The following is a 22071-nucleotide window of genomic DNA, read 5'->3' as shown; positions in this document are numbered from 1 at the left end:
ATAACCATGAAAAAAGTATTTTTTAGTCTTTTTAGCATCATGATTCTCGCTGCCTGTCAAAATGAGGCGAATTTAAAACCGGAAAAGACGAAAACGGAGGTTAAAACGATGGAAAAAGCTGAATTTGTGGACGGAACACTGCTTAAAGCCACAAGTGCCAATGATTTAGCGGCAGTGAAACACATTGTCGAAAATCAAGAGAATGTGGTCATTGATGAACAAAACGCGCAAGGGGAAACCCCACTTTTAATCGCAACGCATAAAAATTATCCAGAAATGGCCATCTATTTAATGGAAAACGGAGCCGACATAAACGTGCAAGACAGCATTCAAGACAGTCCGTTTTTATATGCCGGAGCACAGGGGCGAACTGAAATTTTAACTTTTATGCTAGAAAATAAAACGCCAGATGTGAAAAAAGTGAACCGATACGGCGGCAACGCATTGATTCCCGCCGCTGAAAAAGGTCATTTAGACAATGTGAAACTCCTTTTAGCTCACCCGTCAACTGATATTGACCATCAAAACAATTTTGGTTACACCGCGCTAATTGAAGCCGTCGCACTAACAGATGGCTCCAAACTGTATCAACAAATTGTCGCGGAACTTCTAGAAGGTGGCGCAAATAAAGAATTGCGTGACAATAACGGCATGACCGCACTTGATTACGCGAAACAGCAGCAAAATCAGGCGATGATGGGTTTGTTGCAAGAATAAAAGAGCAGAAACGAATGTTTCTGCTCTTTTAAAACTTCTCCTTATGCTCCCTAAACCGCCGAATACTATGATTAAATACCTCAGATAGCATCAGCCCAGCCGCAATGGCACCAGCTACCATTGCCACTTGTACAGAAAAGCCAATTGCCACCGTATACTCGCCCAAAACAAAGTTTCTTACAGCTTGAAAAGCCAAACTTCCGGGAACAAGCGGCACAATACCGGGAACGTTGAAAATCGTAATCGGCATATGCTTATATTTTGCGAAAAAGTGACTCGCCACCGCGACGACGAAAGCGCCCGCAATTGTGGCCATCACCGTTCCGCTACCAAATTTATTTAAAGCATAAAAAAGCATCCAACCAAAAGCGCCCGTAAGCCCGCACGCATTCAGTGCCTTTTTAGGGACATTCGTAATAATCGCGAACGTGACCGTTGCTAAATAACTAAAAATAAATTGAACAAGAATCGTTAAAATCATGAAAGCCCCTCCTCACGTGAAAAAGCGGAAAACAACCGCAATCCCAATTCCAATCGCACCAGAAGTTAAAAGCGCTTCCGTCCCGCGCGCCATTCCACTAAGCAAGTGCCCCGCCAGCAAATCCCGCACCGCATTCGTAATCGGGACACCCGGAACAAGCGGCATAACACCACCAATAATAATTTTGTCTAAATTAACGCCAAGATGAACGTGTACAACAAAAACAGCGAGAATACCGACAATAAACGAGGCGAAAAATTCAGCTAAAAACTTCACTTTCAACCATTCGGCCGTGTAGTAAAAAATAATGAAGCCAGTCGCGCCAATTAAACACGTACTAATGAAATCCACTAATGAACCACCAAAAATAATCATCAGCGCGCCGCTCACAAGACCCGCCGATAAAATTTGCAGCCAAAGCGGGAAGAAGCGTGTATCGTATTCTAATTTTTTTAAACTGGTATTTAGTTCTTCTAATGAAATATGGTTAGCCGCGAATTCGCGGGAAAGATCATTGACTAGGGAAACTTTTTCCAAATTGATAGTTCTTGTTGGAATCGGTTGTAATTGGAGGTTGTGTTCGCCTTCAACTGACATGAAAATCCCAGTTGGCGTCGCAAAACTAACGCCTTTTTTTTGAGTTGCAGCATCGGCAATTCGGTTCATCGTATCTTCCACACGATAAATTTCCGCGCCACTCTCCATCATGATTTTACCGGCCATTAGGCAAGTTTCGAGCATAAAATCGCGATTTTTCTCCAAAAAAATTCCCTCCTTTTTTAAAAAAATAAGCACTGTACTTTATCCTAACCTAGATTACTAAGAAATTCTAGTCTTTTTATGTATAAATTGTGGAGTTTGGGGGTAAAGAATAACTATATTTAGCTGATTATAGGGGGATATTTATGTTTACGTATGATATTTATGAGCCAATCGGAAGGAAAGATGGTGAAACTTTTCCTGTCATTTTTGCTCTCCATGGGTTTGGCGGAGACGAATTAGATGTACCAGGCGTTTTAGAAATTATGATGGATCGTTACGTTGTTGTTGCACTTCGTGGTAAGGTGGAATATGGCCCAAGTTATGGTTTTTACCACATGGCGACAGAAGGTGAACCAAGCGCGAATGAAATTCATGAAGTTTCAAAAGAAGTCCTGCAATTTATGCACGATATTATAACAAAATACGATACCATTAATGAAAAAGATACTTTTCTGGTCGGCTTTGACCAAGGGGCAATGGTTACACTCGATTTAATGTTACGTTACGGTGGCAAAATAAGCGGTGCAGCACTTCTTAGTTCGCGCTTTTTAGCCTATACAAAAGATTTACCCCAAAATTTACTTTTGAAAAACACACCGTTTTTTGTGGCACACGGAACGCAAGATATCGCAGTACCAATTGAAGAAGCAGAAAACTTAACACGCTTTCTAAAAACCATCTCGAATAAAGTCGAGTTTCATAGCTTTTTTACAGGCCATCATTTAAAAGAAGCCGAAGAAGACGAGCTCGAAATTTGGCTGGATAAACTCGTTCAACCGAAAACGCAAAAAAAATAAGAATAGGGGAATTTTTCCCTACTCTTATTTTTTTGTTTAGATATCAAGTTCCAAAATGAGCACTTTTAAGTAGTTGCCTTCTGGAAATTCAGGGTGGACTTTAAAATCACTTGGAAGCGTGTGCGTTTCACGGATTTTGAAAGTACGCTTGCTTTCTTTAAAGGCAGCCGAAATGATTTCTTTAAACTTTTTGAGTGAAAAATTCGCATAGTTTGTCGAGGCAATGATGGTGCCATTTGGTGCTGTAATGCTAATTAATTCTTCCATCAGCGTTCCGTAATCTTTTGCGACACTAAACGTGATTTTCTTTGTACGCGCAAAGCTTGGTGGGTCGGCGATGACTAAATCGAACAGCATATTTTTTCGTTTGGCGAACTTCATGTATTCGAATACGTCCCACACTAAAATCGATTGTTCTTCGGGATTAAAACCGTTCACAACAAATTGTTCGCTCGTTTTGGCCACGCTTCGTTTTGCAACATCCACGCTTGTCGTATTTAATGCGCCGCCGTACAAAGCCGCAACGGAAAATGCGCCCGTGTAGGAAAATGTATTCAGCACGTTTTTTTGACTAGCAAATTCTTCCATGATTCGCCGTCTGACATTGCGCTGATCAAGGAAAATCCCCGTCATCCACCCATCATTTAAATAGGTCGCGTACGTCATGCCGTTTTCTTTCACAAGTAACGGAAATTCTGGCACGTCACCGCCAACAAAATCGTGTGTGTTTTCCTCCCGGAGAAATCTCTTTTTCTCGTAAATGCCTTTCACAAAAGGTTGGTCAAACATGGCGCGCAAAAGCGCTTTTTGGTAGCTGTAAATCCCCGCGCTGTACCACTGCAGAAGCAGAAAGCCATCATAATAATCAATCGTTAGACCACCAAGTCCGTCACCTTCTCCGTTAAAAAGGCGAAAAGCCGTTGTGGTGTCATCGTGAAAAAGTTCCTGCCGATTTTGTACCGCTTCCTGTAAAAGTGCGCGAAAAAACTCGGTAGACAGCGTTTCGTCTTCCTTGCGGGAGAAAACCCAGCCATCCCCCTTATTTTGTTTCCCGTAATACGCTTTCCCAAGAAACGCTTTATTCGGCGACACAAGACGCAAAATTTGTCCTTCCGCAATTTGCTTTGGCCAATTCACAATCATTTCGCGCTGCACGAGTGGGAACCCGCTCTGATATCGCTTCACATATTTAGGTGCCACTTGCAAAGTTAGTTCTTCCATCTAATCACTCCATAAAAAAGCTTCCTACACATTGTAGGAAGCTTTAGACTGTGTTCCAATTAGAAATTAGCTACGCGACCAAAACCTACAAGGTATTTGCCCCAGCCAGTTCCATAAATATTGTCATATTTCACGCCAGCGTTTTGTGCGTTGATCATTTGACCGCCGCCAACATAAATCCCAACGTGTGAAATACCACTACCATAATCGAAGAATACTAAATCGCCTGGTTTCGCTTGAGCAGCAGAAACTTTCGTTGCTTGAGCGTACTGGGAACCAGATGTGCGAGATAAATTCACGCCGATTTTAGAAAATACGTATTTAGTATAACCAGAGCAATCGAATGTAGTAGGGCCATTTCCACCCCAGCTATAACTTTTACCCAAGTGCTTTTGCGCTTCAGCAATTAAAGCGCTGTAGCTCGAACTTGAGCTTGCTTGGCTAGAACCAGTATTTGTGTTTTGACTTGGTTTGCTTGTATTTGAAGTCGTATTTGTTGGTGTCGATACGTTAGTAGCAGGAACAGTGCCTTTTACTTTAAGTACTTGCCCAACTTGTAAATTATCACTTGTTAGCCCATTTAAAGCTTTTAATTTCGAAACGCTAGTACCAAAAATGCTAGCAATTTTACTTAAAGAATCACCGCTACGAACCGTATAGCTCGATGCATTTGTATTGATAGAAGGTGCTTGTGGCGTTTCTACTTTAGCAGGCGCTTGTGTTGTCGTCTCTTGTTTAGGCGCTTCTGCTTTTTCAGTTTGAGCAGGTGCAGCAGCTTTCACTTCACCTTTAACTTTTAAAACGTCCCCAACAACGATAGCATCGCTAGAAAGGTTGTTTAAAGCTTTCAAATTAGCAACAGAAGTACCGAAAAGACCCGCAATTTTGCTTAAAGAATCGCCACTTTTAACCGTGTAGCTAGACGCATTCACATCAACAGACGGTACCGCTACTTGTTCAGCAGCAGGCGCTTTAGTTGTTTCTTTTTCAGCCACTTGGCTTGTTTCAGCCGGAGCAGTTGTTGCTTGTTTCGGTGCAACCGTTTTGGCAGCACTTTCTTTTACAGCTAAGTTTTGTCCAACGTAAATAGAAGAAGAGGATAAATTATTCCAAGACATAATATTTTGGACAGAAGTACCAAATTTAACTGACAGCGCCCAAAGCGTGTCACCACTTTTAACCGTGTAAGTAGAAAGATTAGCTTCTTCGACTACAGGAGCAGCTTTTTGTTCACTAGCTGGTTGAGTAGTTTCCTTTTCCACTTTTGGAGCAGGAGCAGCCACTTTTGCTTCACCTAAGAATTTTCCATTTACATAACCTGTTTTTCCGTCAGCAAATGTAATTTTATTCCAGCCGTTTGCTTCAGTAGATTCAACAGTTACTTTTGTACCACCTTTAAGCGATGTTACAATTTGATTGTCTACGCTAGGCCCTTTACGGACGTTCAACCAAGTTGCAGAAACAGATTTCTCAGATTTTTCTTCTTTTACTTCACTCACGACAAGTTTTTGACCCGGAAAAATCTTATCTGAATCCAAATTGTTTAATTGTTTTAAAGAATCAACAGTCGTATCATTGGCTTCCGCAATTCCCCATAATGTATCACCAGACTCCACAACAACACTGCTAGCAGAGGCAATTGTTGGAGCCGCAAAAGCTGTTACGGCAATCCCCGCAGTAGCAGTAGCGATAGTCGCTTTTTTCATATTTGTATAACCCCTCTCTTTTCAAAAAACTCAGTTAAAACTTGTATGTATACCGATTAATACCCATTTTACCCAGTTTAAAGCTAAAAAACAAACAAGCGAATGATTTCAAAACGAGGAATATCGGACTATACCAGCTTGTTGTAATAAAGCTGTAATGAAAGAAGGACACGAACGTATATTCCTCGGTCTTCTGACGTATTGCCATGGAACTTTTGGTTGAGAAACAAAAGTTGCTAAAGGTTGAACAAAGTTTCGTAAAAGGAAACCTATTTTAAAAAGACAATAGAAAAATTTAATCAAATTGTAATATTCATTTTTATGAATGATTTATAAAAAAAGAATGTCCATTTTGCAGGGCGTAAAATGAAGACGTAGTGAGACTTTCCGTTTCATGTAACATAAACAAACATTAAATACTCTAAAATAATTCATGAATGATGTATAATAACTTTACGGAGGGGAAAAAATGAAACAGAATTTTGATGATCGCAAAATCGTTCGCGAATATCGCGAAATCGCGCGACAAATTGTTCGCAAAGAAGGTTTATACATCAACATGGAACAAGCCGAATTGCAGGAGCAGACGCGAATTTGGCGCGAAAAATTTGAAACGCAAGAAATGACTTTACGAGATAAAATTAATATTTTTGCCCTTGTCAGAGAAGCAGCAAAACGAATTGTGGGCTTAGAAGCTGTTATTGTCCAACTCATTGGAGCCCTCGTTTTAGGTGACGGTAAAATCGCCGAAATGAAAACTGGGGAAGGAAAAACCCTCGTTTCACTTTTCGTCATGTACATAGAAGTTTTGCGTTCAGGGCGGGTGCATTTAATTACAGCCAATGAATATTTGGCACGACGCGACCGCGAAGAAATTGGACAGGTACTGGAATATTTAGGGATTTCAGTTGCGCTTAATGTAGCTGGATTAGAGAAGGACCAAAAAAAAGCAATTTATACTGCGGATGTTATTTACGGCACCGCTTCTGAATTTGGCTTTGACTACTTGCGCGACAACATGGTGCGGCAGCTAGACGATAAAGTTCAGACAGGCCTAGATTTCGTTTTAATCGATGAAGCGGATTCGATTTTAATTGATGAGGCGCGCACACCGCTTCTTATTTCGGATCATAAAGAAGAAGACTTGACAATGTATGAAAAAGCCAATAAGTTGATGGCGAAAATGTTAAAAGATGATTATGAAATTGATGAACATAAAAGGCTCGTCTGGCTAAACGATGCAGGAATTGAAAAGGCTGAAATGTTTTGGCAAGTAGATTCGCTCTATGCGGCGGAAAATCAGCCGTTATTGCGCATTACGATGCTGCTTCTTCGTGCACATCATTTGATGCATAAAGATAAAGATTATGTCGTACTTAATGACGAAGTGCTCATTGTTGATCCGCACACTGGGCGGGCGCTTCCGGGACGCCGTTTTAATGACGGGCTCCATCAGGCCATTGAGGCTAAAGAAGGCGTAACAGTCAACGAAGAATCGCGCACACTTGCGACTATTACAATACAAAACTACTTTAGGATGTATAAAAAAATCGCTGGAATGACCGGCACAGCCAAAACGGAAGAAGAGGAATTTAGGCAGATTTACGGCCTCGATGTGGTAGTCATCCCAACCAATTTGCGAGTGAACCGAGAAGACATGCCAGACGATGTATTTTATTCCAAAAAAGAAAAAGGGCGTGCGATTGTTTACGAAGTGTCGTGGCGCTATGAGAAGGGCCAGCCAACCCTAATTGGGACCTCATCAATCAAAAGCAATGAGTGGATTAGCGAATTGTTAACAAACGCGGGTATCCCGCATCAAGTGTTAAATGCGAAAAACCATGCGCAAGAGGCCGAAATTATTGCGCGTGCAGGTGAACCTGGTATGGTGACACTTGCGACGAACATGGCGGGACGTGGAACCGATATTAAGCTTAGTCCAAGCGTTCATAAGCTTGGCGGTCTTGCTGTCATCGGCACGGAGCGACATGAGAGCCGCCGAATTGATTTGCAGCTAATGGGGCGCTCAGGTAGACGTGGGGACCCGGGTTTCAGCAAATTCATGGTGTCTATCGAAGACGACTTGTTAGAGCAATTTGATAGTAAGAAATGGGAAAAATATCGTTTCAAATTGAAGCGTCGCCACCCAAAAGACGGCAAGCCCGTTAACTCATCAAGAATTAATGGCTTTATTTTAGATGCACAAAAACGGATTGAAGGCGCCAATTATGACCTTCGAAAAGATCTTTTATCGTATGATGAAGTGATTGATTTGCAGCGCAAGATGGTTTACAAAGAACGCGACCGTCTGCTAGAGCAACACCGGTTAGAAATTTCTTCTGAAAAAATCTTGTTAGAAGTTGCTGAACGAACGTTTCGTGAGGCCAAGGACGAATTTGAACAAGAAGAACTTTATGAGCGGCAAAAAGAGCTGCTTGGTGGAACGAAATTTCCGTATACTTTTGATGAAGTGACATTGATGGAACCGGAAGAAGTAGGCAAGAAAATTCTGGAATGGCATCAAAAACAGCGCCGGAAATTTCCTGTGAATACGATTAGCATGATTGAAAAAGAGGTATATTTAAATTTGATGGATCAAATGTGGGTTATCCATTTAGATGAAATGGTGCAACAACGCGAAGGGATTCATTTGCGTGCATACGGGCAGCTTGATCCGCTCGTGATGTATCAAAAAGAAGGCGCCCATTTATTCGAGAAATTTCAAGCGGACTATCATTTCTTTTTCGCGCATGCGCTTTTAGAACTCGACCCAGATGGACTTATTATGGGCTAAATTTTCCTTCTTAAGACTGATTTTTGGCTGAAAAGGGGATTTTAACGAGAATTTTTAGCAAAAGGTCAGTATAATGGATAAAAAAAAGTAGGTGAAAAGATGAAAGGAACATTTTCCAAGTTTAAACAATTTTTTATTGAAAATAAATTTGTATTAGGGCTACTCATTTTTTTACTAGTAGCGCTCGATATTTATGTGCTCACGAAAATATCGTTTATTTTTCACCCGCTGATGGTTGTGCTCGAAACAATTGCGGCGCCCATCATTTTAGCAGGTATTTCGTATTATCTTTTCAACCCGATAATTGATTTTTTAGAGCGGAAAGGTTGGCATCGTGGCTGGGCAATTGGGCTTCTGTACATTGTTATCATCGGCATTATCGTGATTGTTTTCAGTTTTGTCATTCCAGCTGTTCGGGATCAAATCGTGAGTTTGGTCAAAACATTTCCTACATATTGGAACCAAATTACGGACAGATTTAACGAGTTTACCCAGTCCCCACTTTTTGATCAAATAAAAGAACGAATTTCGAACAATATGAGCGACATCATGAAAACATTTTCTGAAAAGGGAACGAGCTTTGTAAATAGCGCGATTGACAGCATCGGGAATATTGTTGGAACAGTAACGGAAGTTGTCCTTGCGATTGTCACTACGCCACTTGTGCTTTTCTATTTGTTGAAAGATGGGAAAAAGCTGCCGGATTTCATTTTAAAAATGCTTCCAGTGAATGGACGCGCACATACGCGACAAGTGTTCTCTGAAGCAAACCACCAAATCAGTTCCTACATTCGCGGTCAGATTATCGTAAGTTTCTGCATTGGGATTCTGCTTTTCATCGGCTATCTCATCATCGGACTTCCTTACGCTCTCACGCTAGCGATTATTGCGGCCTTTACAAGTATTGTGCCGTATTTAGGACCAGCAATTGCGATTACGCCGGCGCTTATTATCGCTACCGTCACTTCTCCGTGGTTGTTACTTAAACTGATTGTTGTCTGGGTTGTCGTACAACTTCTCGAAGGGAAATTTATTTCGCCACAAGTGATGGGCAAATCGCTCAAAGTGCATCCGATTACGATTTTATTCGTCATCCTCGTTTCGGGAAAACTATTTGGCGTTTTAGGCGTTATCTTCGCAGTACCAGGCTATGCCGTACTAAAAGTTATCGTAACTCACATTTTCATCTGGTTTAAACGAGTTTCCGGGCTATACGGCGAACAACCAGAAAGCGAATACGAGCAAATTGAATCGAAAAAGGATTAAATAAAAATAAGGTAGACAAAAAAGTCTACCTCAGTTTGTAGAAAAACTCTAAACTTAAGCCAAACAAAACGTACCACGCACAATTAGACTGTTGACAAATGGTGAGATTCTTACGCATTGCCGAGTACCGCACCGGAGCGTACTGGAGTACGTGAGGAGCGGAACGGAGGCAAAAACTCCGAAGATTGCTGTTTGTCATCAGTCTGAGGTAGACAAAAACGTCTACCTTATTTTACTTAGAAAAGAGATATTTAGTTTAGGCGGGTGATAATATGCGTGTATTTGCAGGAGTTCTTTCAATTCAAGGCTCGATTTTAGGGCTTTTATCTTGGTTTGCCAAATCTGATGTCCCACCAGAGAGTCTTTTTGGAATGCCGGAAAATCTTGCTAAAGTAGCGGGGTTCATTTTATCAGTTGCCATGTTTATCGCTGGCATTTTAATTATTTTAGCTAAAGAAAATGACTTTTTTCTATTTGTCGCTTTAATTTTATGGGTGTTCGGCATTATTATAGGATTGCTCTTTTCACCAAGCTTTTCAGGCGTTTACTTTCGCCCGATTTGCTGCTTCATCTGCCTGTTAATTGGCGCCTATATTTTCACCGACTACACCCGTAAAAAACATTAAACAATTTTGTTTAAAAAACGAATTGCGGCTTCATACGCAAGGCGCCCGTCTGTTTCAGGCGTGTTCGTATCAAAATCATGCGGCAAATTGTGTACGGTGTAAAGTTCACTTTCTAGCGTGCCATTTTTAAGCGTCTCCGACTCAGAAATTGGTACATCTTGGTCAGCAAAACTATGGGCCAAAAAAAGTGGCGGCAGAAAATGAAAATCGCGCTCGGGAACTAAATCGAATGTGTCAATAGTTTGTATTTCAGCGTTTTCCCCAAAAACAAGCTCTTGCCATACCCCGTTTTGTCTCGCGTAAATATAAAGCGGGTAGCGGCTATCAACGGAACCTGTGACAATTGGTTCGGGGTGAATCATCGTGTCTTTTAGCGAGTCGCTAATTTTCGGGAAGGATTGAAAGTAAGCAGTTTCTTCGTGCAAGAAAGCGGCATTTGCTGTAAAATAGCCGTAGAAAGACAAAACCGCAAATGGATGTGGCAAAGTTGGATCGGTTGCCGCGAGCAGTGCAAGAAAAGCACCGGCTGAACGACCGAACAATGCAAAATCATTTTGTGGAAGTGACAGCGTTTCCGTTGCTTCTTTTTCAAACCATAAAATGGCATCCTGGATATCTTCGTAAATTTCTGGCAGTTTCGTTTCAGGCGCGAGCCGGTAGTCGACCAGTAAAAGGTTGTATCCGCCGTCCAAAAATTGCTGGATGTAGGCCTTGTCTAGGTCGCTCCTAGTGCCGTATAGTAGGCCGCCACCGTGAAAATAAATGACCGTTTTAGCACTTGGCGTATCTCGCGTTATGAGGTCTGCGGCTAATTTTAGGCCATTTTTTTCAGAAAAAATAAAGGTTTTTTGATTCACTGTAACAACTCCCTTCCCTTTTAGTGTATGACGTGTTTGTTTAAAATGCTAGTGTTTTCATTTCGGCATTTTGGGGGATAAGGAGAGAGTATAAAACTTGAAGGAGGAAATTGGCATGAAAAAAGAAAAATCTGTCATCATTATGAATTTCTCAGAGGAAAGTGTTGCTTATCAAGGCTTTTCGGAGATGAAACGTCTACATACGGAAGGGAAAATTCGCGGCTATCAAATGGCTGTTTTAAAGCATGATAAAGGTGCTAAACTAAATGCAAAAGATTTTATCGATTTTACTGGGGCGGATAAAAATATAAAAGATAGCCTGATTGGTATGCTTATCGGCATTCTAGGCGGTCCTTTAGGCGTTTTACTCGGCTGGGTAGTAGGTAGCGTTGTTGGCTCCATGCAAGATGCCGGGGAAGTAAAAAGTGCGATGACTGTTTTTGAAAAAACGCTTGAAACAATTCCAGAAGGCGCAACCGGCATCATTTTAATTGCAACAGAAACAGATCGCGAAATCGTCAATGATGTTGTTTACGGCGACCTAAAAGGAAATATTGCGCGCATGGACGAAGAACTTGTTCAAAACGAAATTCGTGAAGCGCAAGCAGCTGAACAAGCAGCAGGCGACACGGCGAAGAAAAAATGGTTTAAGAAATAAGAATTTAGCTTGCGGGCACAACAAAACGTAATACGCAAAATTAGACAGGCACTAGAGAAACTAAAATTTCTAGTGCTTTTTTATTAAAATGAAAATGATAACGCTTTACTCAAAATTCGCTATTTTCAATGCAAATGAAACGTGATACAATGAACAAGTTATTGCACTTTTAAATCGTGAATATTAAATTTATTTGAGTTGGAGATGAAAGATTTGGATATCGAAAGTAGTCCATTAATGCAGAAGATTGATTACAGCACGAAGAAGAAAATTGATTTAGTAAATAATAGTGTTATTCGCTATATCGTTCGTGCCATGCTGGCTTGTTTATTCCTCACACTAGGTACAGCAGTCGCCGTTATGATTGGTGATAAAGTGGACCATTACGCACTTGGGCTTGGCAAAATTGTGTATGCCTTTATGTTTAGCTGGTCGCTCGTGATGATTATTTACATGAACGCTGAACTGGGGACATCAAATATGATGTATATGACAACAGGCGTTTACCAAAAAATTGTACGTCCAGGAAAAGCGCTACAAATTTTATTCCTTTGCGTTATTTTCAACTTAATTGGTGGTATTTGTGCGGGATATCTTGTTTCCTTAACATCGACATTCCATAATTTACCTGCTGATCACTTTTTATTCACAGCAGTAAGTGGAAAGCTTGAAAAGGCACCTATGCAAATTTTTGTAGAAGGAATTTTTGCTAATATCGTTGTAAATACAGCGGTGTTATGTACGCTTCGTATGAAAGACGATGCTGGAAAAGTCATCGCCATGATTTTCATCATTTTCATTTTCGCTTTCTTAGGATTTGAGCACGTTATCGCAAACTTTTCTTCGTTCTCGCTTGCGTTCTTTGCCTCAGGTGGCCATTTAGCAGCGATGACAGCTGGAAGTGTTGCGACAAACTTATCACTCGCTTTCTTAGGAAACTTTGTAGGTGGAGGCCTTGTGATTGGTTTAGGCTATGCTTGGCTAAACCGTACAAAATCAATTTATAAAGACTAAAAACATCCTTTTGGGTGTTTTTTAGTCTTTAGAAAAGAGGGGAAAAAATGAAATATGCTTTTAAACTGGCAATAAATGCTGATTTAAGTTTGGTAAGTCCAAGCATTTATACGGCAGAAGCTATCTATCAGGCACTAGATAATGACCGCGAACATTTACGAACTTATTTGGACTTTGTTGATAAAACAACGAGCATAGAGGACGAGGAAGCCTATATAAAAATGAAGCTCAGCGGCGAGATAAATGGCACAGATCGACTGTTTTTCATCGCTTATCAAGAAAAAATAGTTGGTTCTATCGACTTTCATTTTATGGATTTGAATAACCAGACTGCAGAAATCGGCTATTGGGTCGCTTCCCAGTACTGCGGCAAAAATATCGCAACAGATACCGTCCAAACCCTTTGCAAAATCGCTTTTGATGAAATGGGATTAAACAGACTTACAATTGTAGCCGATGTAGAAAATAAACCGAGCAACCGTGTAGCCGTTAAATGTGGCTTTAAAAAAGAAGGAACTTTCAGACAGAGTAAAAAAGTTTATAATGAATTAAGAGATTTTAATATGTATGCTTTACTTAAGGAAGAATTTTAAGACTTAACTCCCGTTTTGATTAAATTGAAGCGGGAGTTTTGATGTATAATAAAAAGTTAATTTATTCGCATTCTTCATACTCGCTTTTTAATTTAGATTATGGTATATTTTGGTTGTATTTTTCAGATTATTGTACGGGAGAAGTGTGTAGAAATGGAGAAATATGTGAGTTTTGCGCGCGTTATTGTCTTTATCTGTATCGTTTTACCAGCTTGTATCCCGCTCTTTTTCAGACGGCATAAAGAGGAAGAAATACTCGAAGAAGATGACTTGAAAAATTTTGAAAAAGATGAAAACGGGGAATACCCATGGGAGAAGCAACATAATAATAAAAATATATAATCAGGCTGATGATAAGCGGCGTTCTTTGGCGTTCTTGCCTGCTAATTTCATCATTTGTTGTCTGTCTGATTAAGGTGGGGTAGCAGTTTTCTACAATCTAGCCTTTTTAGGGAAAAGGAGACTATTATGGAAAAAACATTGCAAATTCAAGAAATCGTAAAGCACTTGGACGATTATCTCCCCGGACAGTTTTTAAATGACGAATTGCGTCCAAACCATCTGACACAAGTTGAATATCAAAACGTTAAATTAAGTACGGATCCTAATTTGTTAGCGGAAACTATGTTTATTGCTATCTCGAATGAGCGCAGAGACTATGTGAATCGAAAACCCGTTAATTGGACCGATGGTAACGCGCAAATTCAAGGAATGGAACAATCATTAGGTTTAATCGTAACCGAAACGCCAATCGAAAGTGCGCGCCACACCACACCACAGTTTATCGTTGAAAATAGTTGGACGTTTATGCTTGAATTCGCCAAGCTGCTGCGCGCTGACTTCCAAAAACCCGTCATCGCCATTACCGGTTCCGTCGGGAAAACCACTACTAGAATGCTCCTCACACATGTATTTAGCGACCAAAACGTGCTCGAAAACCGCGGCAATCACAATACCCGCTTCGCAATACCGCTTTACATGGCACAACTCATTCAAAACCCAGATATTCTAAATCTCGAAGTTTCATTAAACGCGCTAAACGGCTTTGACACGGGCTCCATGTCGAAACTCATCAAGCCGAACATCGTCATCATCACGTCAATTGGCGAGGCGCACCTAAGTTCGATGAAAGACACGAAAACCATCGCACTGTATAAAGCTAAAGTGTTGGAAGGGGCTAATGAAGATACGGTCGTCATTTTGAACGCAGATATTGGCAAAGAAGAACGCGAAATTCTATTAAACAAAGCGAAAAAATATACGAATCGTGTATTGACATACTCGGCGAGGAACAATGCGGCGGACGTTAGATTGATAAGCGTAAAACATGAAAAGTTTTATGATGAACTGGAAATTGCGTTTTTTGAGGAGAAACTTACATATTGTTTGCCGACTGGTTCGACGGGCCTCATTGAAAACAGTTTGGCGGCGCTACTTGCGTACTGGCAAATTGCTGGCGAAACAAACGGGGCGATTGCTAAAATGGAAACGTTCAAGCCGCTACCAAAAACGATGGAAATGATTCCACTCGCTTTACCAAATGGCGGATTTGCCTATATGGTGGATGATTCGCATAATGCGGCGGTGCCTTCGATGCTGAATGCGATTGACTATTTTAAGTCGCACAAGCAATTTTATCGCGGGAAATCGGTTTTAATCGTTGGGCAAATTGCGGATTTAGGGGAGAAAGGTCCTGAAGTGCACGTTAAAATTATGAAGGACGTGCTAGGCAGTGACGCCGATTATATTTTTGGTTATGGCAGCTTGTTTGAAGGTTTGTTTAAACAAAACCAAAATGAGCGAATTCGGTGGTTCAGCAATTTAGTGGACTTGCGAAGCCTCTTGCGCGACATTTTGACGGAAGATAGTTTGCTCGTGTTGAAGGGTTCTGTGACGGGTAGCGATTTCCATAAATTGGGTGGCTTGCTGAAAAGGGAATACCAAAAAAGAGAAGGCTAAAATGCCTTCTCTTCTGTTTTTTGAAGCAAAAACTCGGATAGGATTGGGGCGAATTTTGGGACTTCGGATTGGACTAAAAAGGCGTCGTGTCCGTAGTCGGAATCAATTTCGTGGTAGGAAACTGGGACGCCAGCTGTTTTTAAGAGTTCGAAATCGCGTCTTAGGTCGCGAATGCGGAAAAGCTGGTCGGACGTAATGCCAATTAAAAGGTAAGGCACTTGAATGTGCGTATAAGATGGCGCTGCCCCGTCTTGACTGCGGATGACATCGAACAGGTCAATCGCCTTTGTCAAATAAAGGTAGCTGTTAGCGTCAAAGCGTTCGACAAAGCTGTCACCTTGATATTGTAAATAGGATTCGATTTGGAAATGTTCTTTGGAGAAGGTGTCTTTTGAGCTTTCGTCCACTGTGAAGCGTTCAAAGCGCTGGGAGAAAAGTTCGCTTGTGCGATACGTCATCATGCCAACCATGCGAGCGGTTGCGAGGCCGCCTTCTGGTTGTGTGAGATAGTTGCCATCGTTGAATTCAGGGTCGTTTAAAATCGCCATTCGCTGGATAAGATTAAATCCGATGGCATCAGGGCTTGCCGCAAGTGGTGAGGCGATATTGATGACGGAACTGACGGCGTCCGAGTAGCTCACAGCCCATTCCGTTGCCTGCATGCCGCCCATTGATCCACCAATGACGGCTTTTAATTTTGTGATGCCAAGCGTTTTGATGAGTTCATATTGAACGCGAACGATATCTTTTACACTAAAACGTGGGAATGATAGGCGATACTGTGCGCCTGTGTCTGGATTGACGGACGAAGGGCCTGTCGAGCCGCTACAGCCGCCAAATACGTTCGTGCAAATAATAAAATAGCGCTTTGTGTCGAGTGCTTTTCCTGGGCCAATGTAATCGTCCCACCAGCCTGGTGCGTCAGTTTCGTGATGCTTTGCCGCATGGGCGGTTCCGGTAAGTGCATGTTCAAGCAAAATCACATTCGTTTTATCATCATTTAGTGTTCCGTAGGTTTCATAACCGATTTCAATCGGCTGAAGTCTTGCTCCGTTTTCCAAAATAAAAGCTTCTTTTTGAAATAATAATTGTTGTTTTAATCCCATTTTTAGACACCCTTTCATGAAGTTGATACGTGCGGAGCGTGCAAAAAACCCCTCCTAGCAAAAAATAAGCCAGAAGGGGTAGATATGTAAGAACGACTACCGACTTATCTTTCAGAATTAACTGCTGGAATTAGCACCGTGATCATTTGTCCGGTTGCTAAGGCTTCATCGGGCCAGTCCCTCCGCCTTTCTTGATAAGAAAACATATGAAATTAAGTTTAATCATAAGCGTGTTCAGACAATTTGTCAAGCAGGCGGAAAAGTTGTTTTTCTGTTTTTTAGGCTGATAAAATGGAGTAGGGGTGCTGGAAATGAAATTTAAGATTGTTAAACGAAAAATTCACGATATTCCAGTTTTGGAAATTACGAGTAAGACGAGCGTAGACAAGCCGCTACCTTTAGCGATTTATTATCATGGCTGGCAGACAAGCAAAGAACTCGTTTTAACACAGGGGAGAAAGCTAGCGAGTCGAGGGTTCAGGGTGTGCCTTCCGGACGCGCCAAACCACGGTGAGCGCCACCAAACTGTGTCCTCGGTCATTTCCTTAACATTTTGGAACAGCATTCAAGGAAATTTAGCAGAATACGAATTTATTCGCGACCATTATTTGGCGCAAAGTCTCACGACAGAAATTTTTGTCGGCGGCGTTTCGATGGGCGGCATTACCACGTGCGCGCTCCTAACGCATCACCCTGAAATCAAGGCAGCAGCTTGCATCATGGGCGAACCAAGCCCACTCAGTTTTCGCGCCCGCACCATTAGCCGGGCTAGTGAACGCCAAATTAAACTCCCGAGTGATTATGCGGATTTACTCGCTTGGCAAGAAAACTACGATTTGGATGGAAAGCCAGAAACCTTAGCGGGACGCCCGCTTTATATTTGGCATGGCACAGAAGACTGGAAAATCCCAATTGAAACCGTAAAAAACTTCGTCAAAAAAAATGCACCTAAGTCATACGGCGCAAATATTAAATTTGAAATTGGAGAAGGCGAAGGACATCTCGTTCAAATTGCCATTATGGATAAAGTGGCTGATTTTTTAGGTGGGGTCATAAAAGTTCAAAATGAAAAGAAATCATGGAAATCGTGAATTAAATTACACATAAAAAGTATAATTTTATATCTCTTTGTGACAAATATGTAAATTAAACTTAAATAGGTTTACACTTACGTAAAACGTGGTAAACTTATCTAGTGTTTACATAAATCATTAGGGAGGCAAAAAATGAAAACTTTTACTCGAATTTTATTACTAATTGCAGGAATTGCTATGATTGGCTTGGGAGTTTGGTTAATGTTCCACCCGCTTGTATCGCTATTAACATTTAGTTTTACAATTGCGTTTGTACTTCTAGTTTCAGGTATTTTTCATATTATTTCCTACTTTTCAAATCGCAAAGCGCAACATGTTTCTGGCTGGGTGCTAGCAGAAGGGATTTTATCTACTTTACTAGGTATCTTCCTACTATTTGACCAAATCGAAGGTGCTGCAACACTTGTACTTGTTTTTGCAATGTGGGTACTTTTTGCAGGTATTATGCGTACAATTGGCGCATTTGCTGCGAAACAAAACAACGTTCAAGGTTGGGGCTGGATTTTAACAATGGGTATTATCGGTATTCTTGTCGGTTTTATCGCGTTGTTCAACCCAGTAGTAAGCCTAGTTGGGATTGTATTTATTACAGGTACATTCTTTATTGTTGAAGGAATTGGCGCAATTTCTACTTTCTTCATCATGGGTAAAATGGATAAATAATTTCGAATACAAGGCGGTTGAGTATAGCTCAATCGCTTTTTTTGTGCACTCAAATGAAATGTTTTGAAAGAAAGTGATTGATTTTGACGGGAATAGATGTTATGATAACGGTGAACGGAGGGAATGAAATGTTAAATGCTGAGCGGAAAGAGAAAATTTTAGACATGCTGGAAAGCCTTGGTGTTGTAAAACTTTCAGAACTTGTAGCTAGTTTGAATTCATCTGAATCAACTATTAGGCGCGATTTGATTGAAATGGAAGAAGATGGATTACTAGAACGCGTACACGGCGGGGCGAAACTTTTGAAGCAACACAATTTGGAGCCAAGTATGGATGAGAAAACATTCAAACACGTTCATAGTAAGCAACAGATTGCAAAACGGGCAGCGGAGCTTGTTGCAGAAAATGATTGTATTTATTTAGACGCAGGTTCTACAACTATCGAAATGATTCCCTTTTTAGCAGATAAAAAAATTACGGTTGTGACGAATGGTTTAGGTCATGTTGAGCGGCTCGTCAATTTGCAGGTGGATGCTTATTTACTCGGTGGCAAAATGAAAGTGCATACAAAAGCCGTTGTTGGTGCGGTGGCGCTTGATAACATTGGAAACTATCATTTCGATAAGGTGTTCATTGGAGCGAATGCGATTCATCATGAATTTGGTTTTATGACGCCGGATACAGAAGAGGCGTTTTTAAAGCGCAAGGCGAGTCAGCTCGCAGACGAAGTTTTCGTCGTAGCGGATCACTCAAAATTTGCGCAAGCAAACTTCGCGAAAATGTTCGAATTAAACGGTGCGACGCTCATAACGGATTACGTGCCGGTCAATAAAGCGGAGAGTTTTAGTCAAAAATTAAAAGTAATTGAGGTGGGGAAATGATTTATACGATTACGTTAAATCCGTCGATTGATTATATTGTGGAAGTGGCTGACTTGAAAATTGGCGATTTAAACCGAATGAAACGCGATTATAAGCTGCCTGGCGGGAAAGGGATTAATGTTTCTCGGGTTTTAAATCAACTCGGTGTGAAAACGATTGCAAGTGGATTTTTAGGCGGTTTCACGGGTCGCTTCATCGCAGAATGGCTGACAAAAGAAGGCATTGCAACTGATTTTGCGGATATTGCCGATGATACGCGAATTAATATTAAATTGAAGGCTGGGGACGAAACGGAAATTAACGGCCTTGGTCCTGACATTACAGAGGCGGAAGTGGCAGCGTTTTTTGCGCAACTTGAAAAGGTGCAAGCAAATGATGTGGTTATTTTATCGGGCAGTGTACCGCCGTCGCTTGGCGCGAATTTTTATGACCGCATCATTCAGTTGTGCCTAAAAAAAGGCGCCGAGTTTATGATTGATACGACAGGCGCCGAACTGCTTCGAGCACTTTCAAAAAAACCAATTTTAATTAAGCCAAATCATCACGAGTTGGCAGAATTATTCGGCGTACATTTCGAATCAAAAGAAGATTTAATCCCGTATGGTAAAAAGTGTCTTGAACTTGGTGCAAAACATGTTATCGTATCGATGGCAGGCGACGGGGCGCTACTTTTCACGGGCGATGATGTGTATTTTGCCGAACCGATTAAAGGGCAAGTGAAAAATTCTGTAGGTGCCGGGGATTCCATGATTGCGGGGTTTGTTGGAACTTTTGCAGAAACAGGGGATCCAGTACGCGCGTTTCAATTTGGCGTAGCAACAGGAACAGCGACAGCCTTTTCAACGGATTTGGCGACAGCAGACTTCATTCAAGAAATTTTGCCACAAGTTAATTTAGATAAAATGGAGGGGACGAAATGAAAATAACAGATTTGCTCAGTAAAGATGTCATGATTATGTCGCTTAAGGCGACGACGAAAGAAGCGGCCATTGATGAGATGATTGATTCTCTAAAGCGTAACGGCAAAATAAACGATGCTGCTTTATTCAAAAAAGAAATTATGAAGCGGGAAGCTGAGAGCTCAACGGGAATTGGCGAAGGCATTGCGATGCCGCATGCGAAAACGAAAGCCGTTAATACACCCACTGTTGTTTTTGCTAAAAGTGAGGCTGGACTTGATTACGAGTCATTAGACGGTGCGCCAGCTCATTTATTTTTCATGATTGCAGCGCCTGATGGGGCGAATGAAACCCACCTTGAAACGTTAGCAGCACTTTCTCGCTTGCTCGTACATCCTGATTTTGTGGCGCATTTGAAGCAAGCGAAAACACCAGATGAAGTTACCGAATTGTTTGACGCGAAGCAAAATGAATCAGAAGCTGCGCCTGTCGAAACGGCTTCCGGCGACCAATTTGTCGTGGCAGTGACGGCTTGCCCAACTGGAATTGCGCATACGTATATGGCGGAAGATGCGTTGAAAAATAAAGCGCAAGAAATGGGCATTTCGATTCGCGTAGAAACAAATGGCTCTGAAGGCGTGAAACACCGTCTAACGGCCGACGAAATCAAACGTGCAGCGGGCGTAATTGTGGCCGCCGATAAAAATGTTGAAATGGCACGCTTTGACGGCAAACACGTTCTTGAAACACCAGTGAGCGACGGGATTCGTAAGCCAGAAGAATTAATTAATCGGGCTTTAAAACAAGATGCGCCAGTGTTTCATGCCGATCATGTGAAAAATGAAGAGGAGTCTTCGGAAAAAGTTTCCATCGGCAGTAAAATTTATAAAGATTTAATGAACGGAATTTCGCATATGCTACCATTTGTAGTCGGTGGCGGGATTTTAATGGCGATTTCCTTCCTAATCGAACAATTATATCCAGATAGCGCAGTTTACCAAATGCTAACTGCTATTTCAGATGGTAAAACAGGTGCCTTCGTATTCTTAATTCCAATTTTGGCAGGTTTTATCGCAAGCAGTATCGCTGATCGCCCCGGCTTAATGCCCGGTATGGTCGGTGGTTTGCTAGCCGCAACATCAGGCGCTGGTTTCCTTGGCGGCTTAGCGGCAGGTTTTCTTGCAGGGTACATCGTTCTTGGACTGAAAAAAGTGTTCGCGGGCATGCCTCGTTCGCTTGACGGCTTAAAACCCATCTTGCTTTATCCGGTATTCGGATTGCTCATTACAGGCGGCTTAATGTACTTCATTATCGATCCAATTTTCAAAGTCATCAACGATTTCCTGACAACGCAACTTAACGGCCTAGGCACAGCCAATGCGGCTGTCCTCGGACTTGTTCTCGGCGGTATGATGGCCATTGATATGGGTGGCCCGTTCAACAAAGCTGCATATACATTTGCAATTGGCGTATTCACTTCAACGGGTGACGGCGCATTTATGGCAGCCGTTATGGCGGGCGGTATGGTGCCACCTTTAGCCATTGCTTTAGCTACAACGCTATTTAGAAATAAATTTACCGAACAAGAAAAACAAGCCGGTCTTACAAACTACATTTTAGGACTTTCCTTTATTACAGAAGGGGCGATTCCATTTGCTGCGGCCGATCCACTTCGAGTCATTACATCTTCCGTCATAGGTTCAGCTATTGCTGGGGCGCTCACGCAAATTTGGGCAGTCGACGTTCCAGCCCCACACGGCGGTATTTTCGTAGCACCACTGGCGAACAAACCGATTCTCTTTATCATCGCCATTTTAATTGGTATGGTCATCTCTGGACTCATTTACGGATTTTGGAAGAAGCCGAAGCAAAACTAAAATTGAAAATGGTTAAGCTGACACACACGTGTGTCAGCTTTTTTGTGTTCAATACAATTTTTCATCACAAGGAAAGAAAGCGCTTTATTTAAAATTGGGA

21 protein-coding genes and 1 riboswitch are annotated in these 22071 nt (G+C 41.6%); of the genes, 15 read left to right on the top strand and 6 right to left on the bottom strand.

What is annotated here, in order from left to right; translation table 11 throughout:
• Positions 1–6 precede the first annotated feature (6 nt).
• Positions 7–717 carry an ankyrin repeat domain-containing protein gene (locus CFT42_RS05180; RefSeq protein WP_088810586.1) on the top strand — a complete coding sequence of 237 codons (711 nt, stop codon included), beginning with the start codon at positions 7–9 and terminating at the stop codon, positions 715–717.
• A 28-nt stretch (positions 718–745) separates the two neighbouring features.
• Here the strand turns inward: CFT42_RS05180 and CFT42_RS05175 are convergent, their stop codons facing one another.
• Together CFT42_RS05175 and CFT42_RS05170 are read right to left on the bottom strand one after the other, a co-directional pair.
• Positions 746–1198 (bottom strand): threonine/serine exporter family protein, encoded by a 453-nt coding sequence (locus CFT42_RS05175; RefSeq protein ID WP_088810585.1) that lies wholly within the window; start codon positions 1196–1198, stop codon positions 746–748.
• A gap of 12 nt (positions 1199–1210) precedes the next feature.
• On the bottom strand, positions 1211–1939 hold the full coding sequence (locus tag CFT42_RS05170; RefSeq protein WP_088810621.1) for a threonine/serine exporter family protein: 729 nt from the start codon (positions 1937–1939) through the stop codon (positions 1211–1213).
• Positions 1940–2103: 164 nt separating this feature from the next.
• Here CFT42_RS05170 and CFT42_RS05165 point away from each other — a divergent pair, with 164 nt between their 5' ends.
• The gene (locus tag CFT42_RS05165) at positions 2104–2757 is read left to right on the top strand and encodes an alpha/beta hydrolase (RefSeq protein WP_088810584.1); all 654 of its coding nucleotides are present in this window, start codon (positions 2104–2106) and stop codon (positions 2755–2757) included.
• Positions 2758–2793: 36 nt separating this feature from the next.
• Here the strand turns inward: CFT42_RS05165 and CFT42_RS05160 are convergent, their stop codons facing one another.
• Complete coding sequence (locus CFT42_RS05160; RefSeq protein WP_088815569.1) at positions 2794–3978, bottom strand: class I SAM-dependent rRNA methyltransferase; 1185 nt, start codon at positions 3976–3978, stop codon at positions 2794–2796.
• 59 nt (positions 3979–4037) lie between these two features.
• Positions 4038–5684 carry a LysM peptidoglycan-binding domain-containing protein gene (locus tag CFT42_RS05155; protein WP_088815568.1) on the bottom strand — a complete coding sequence of 549 codons (1647 nt, stop codon included), beginning with the start codon at positions 5682–5684 and terminating at the stop codon, positions 4038–4040.
• A 469-nt stretch (positions 5685–6153) separates the two neighbouring features.
• Here CFT42_RS05155 and secA2 point away from each other — a divergent pair, with 469 nt between their 5' ends.
• The 3 genes from secA2 (at position 6154) to CFT42_RS05140 (ending at position 10370) form a co-directional block, all read left to right on the top strand.
• A complete protein-coding gene (secA2, locus tag CFT42_RS05150; protein WP_088815567.1) occupies positions 6154–8478 on the top strand; it encodes an accessory Sec system translocase SecA2 in 2325 nt (774 codons plus the stop codon).
• A 99-nt stretch (positions 8479–8577) separates the two neighbouring features.
• Entirely contained in the window at positions 8578–9744 is a 1167-nt protein-coding gene (locus tag CFT42_RS05145; protein WP_088810580.1) for an AI-2E family transporter, read from the top strand.
• Positions 9745–10016: 272 nt separating this feature from the next.
• Positions 10017–10370: an FXYD domain-containing ion transport regulator gene (locus CFT42_RS05140; RefSeq protein ID WP_088815566.1), complete on the top strand. Its 354-nt coding sequence runs from the start codon at positions 10017–10019 to the stop codon at positions 10368–10370.
• Here CFT42_RS05140 and CFT42_RS05135 read toward each other — a convergent pair.
• Positions 10367–11227, bottom strand: a complete 861-nt coding sequence (locus tag CFT42_RS05135) for an alpha/beta hydrolase (RefSeq protein WP_088815565.1) — start codon at positions 11225–11227, stop codon at positions 10367–10369. The two genes, CFT42_RS05140 and CFT42_RS05135, sit on opposite strands and share 4 nt — an antisense overlap.
• A gap of 115 nt (positions 11228–11342) precedes the next feature.
• Between CFT42_RS05135 and CFT42_RS05130 the strand changes: the two genes are divergently transcribed.
• From CFT42_RS05130 to CFT42_RS05110, 5 genes are all read left to right on the top strand, one after another.
• Positions 11343–11885 carry a DUF1269 domain-containing protein gene (locus CFT42_RS05130; RefSeq protein WP_088810577.1) on the top strand — a complete coding sequence of 181 codons (543 nt, stop codon included), beginning with the start codon at positions 11343–11345 and terminating at the stop codon, positions 11883–11885.
• Between the two features lie 213 nt (positions 11886–12098).
• Positions 12099–12899: a formate/nitrite transporter family protein gene (locus tag CFT42_RS05125; protein WP_088810576.1), complete on the top strand. Its 801-nt coding sequence runs from the start codon at positions 12099–12101 to the stop codon at positions 12897–12899.
• A gap of 47 nt (positions 12900–12946) precedes the next feature.
• Positions 12947–13492, top strand: a complete 546-nt coding sequence (locus tag CFT42_RS05120; protein ID WP_088810575.1) for a GNAT family N-acetyltransferase — start codon at positions 12947–12949, stop codon at positions 13490–13492.
• A gap of 153 nt (positions 13493–13645) precedes the next feature.
• The gene (locus CFT42_RS05115) at positions 13646–13834 is read left to right on the top strand and encodes a hypothetical protein (protein WP_088810574.1); all 189 of its coding nucleotides are present in this window, start codon (positions 13646–13648) and stop codon (positions 13832–13834) included.
• A gap of 126 nt (positions 13835–13960) precedes the next feature.
• On the top strand, positions 13961–15451 hold the full coding sequence (locus CFT42_RS05110; RefSeq protein WP_088810573.1) for a Mur ligase family protein: 1491 nt from the start codon (positions 13961–13963) through the stop codon (positions 15449–15451).
• Here CFT42_RS05110 and metX read toward each other — a convergent pair.
• Positions 15448–16557, bottom strand: coding sequence for a homoserine O-acetyltransferase MetX (gene metX / locus CFT42_RS05105; RefSeq protein WP_088810620.1), 1110 nt, complete (start codon positions 16555–16557; stop codon positions 15448–15450). The genes CFT42_RS05110 and metX overlap by 4 nt on opposite strands.
• A 101-nt stretch (positions 16558–16658) precedes the next feature.
• Positions 16659–16758, bottom strand: a riboswitch (SAM riboswitch).
• 110 nt (positions 16759–16868) lie between these two features.
• Here metX and CFT42_RS05100 point away from each other — a divergent pair.
• The 5 genes from CFT42_RS05100 to CFT42_RS05080 all read left to right on the top strand — a co-directional run bounded on the left by CFT42_RS05100 (position 16869) and on the right by CFT42_RS05080 (position 21971).
• On the top strand, positions 16869–17648 hold the full coding sequence (locus CFT42_RS05100) for an alpha/beta fold hydrolase (RefSeq protein ID WP_088815564.1): 780 nt from the start codon (positions 16869–16871) through the stop codon (positions 17646–17648).
• Between the two features lie 135 nt (positions 17649–17783).
• A complete protein-coding gene (locus CFT42_RS05095; RefSeq protein ID WP_088810571.1) occupies positions 17784–18314 on the top strand; it encodes an HdeD family acid-resistance protein in 531 nt (176 codons plus the stop codon).
• 128 nt (positions 18315–18442) lie between these two features.
• Positions 18443–19195: a DeoR/GlpR family DNA-binding transcription regulator gene (locus CFT42_RS05090; RefSeq protein WP_088810570.1), complete on the top strand. Its 753-nt coding sequence runs from the start codon at positions 18443–18445 to the stop codon at positions 19193–19195.
• The gene (gene pfkB / locus CFT42_RS05085) at positions 19192–20115 is read left to right on the top strand and encodes a 1-phosphofructokinase (protein WP_088815563.1); all 924 of its coding nucleotides are present in this window, start codon (positions 19192–19194) and stop codon (positions 20113–20115) included. The genes CFT42_RS05090 and pfkB overlap by 4 nt, the downstream gene beginning before the upstream one ends.
• Entirely contained in the window at positions 20112–21971 is a 1860-nt protein-coding gene (locus tag CFT42_RS05080; RefSeq protein WP_088810568.1) for a PTS fructose transporter subunit IIABC, read from the top strand. Before pfkB ends, CFT42_RS05080 begins: the two co-directional genes overlap by 4 nt.
• The last annotated feature ends 100 nt before the right edge of the window (positions 21972–22071 follow it).

The sequence above is a fragment of the Listeria goaensis genome (assembly GCF_900186125.1).
GTDB lineage: Bacteria > Bacillota > Bacilli > Lactobacillales > Listeriaceae > Listeria > Listeria goaensis.
The sequence above is the reverse complement of the archived record's forward strand: the minus strand, read 5'-3'. Positions and strand labels throughout refer to the sequence as shown.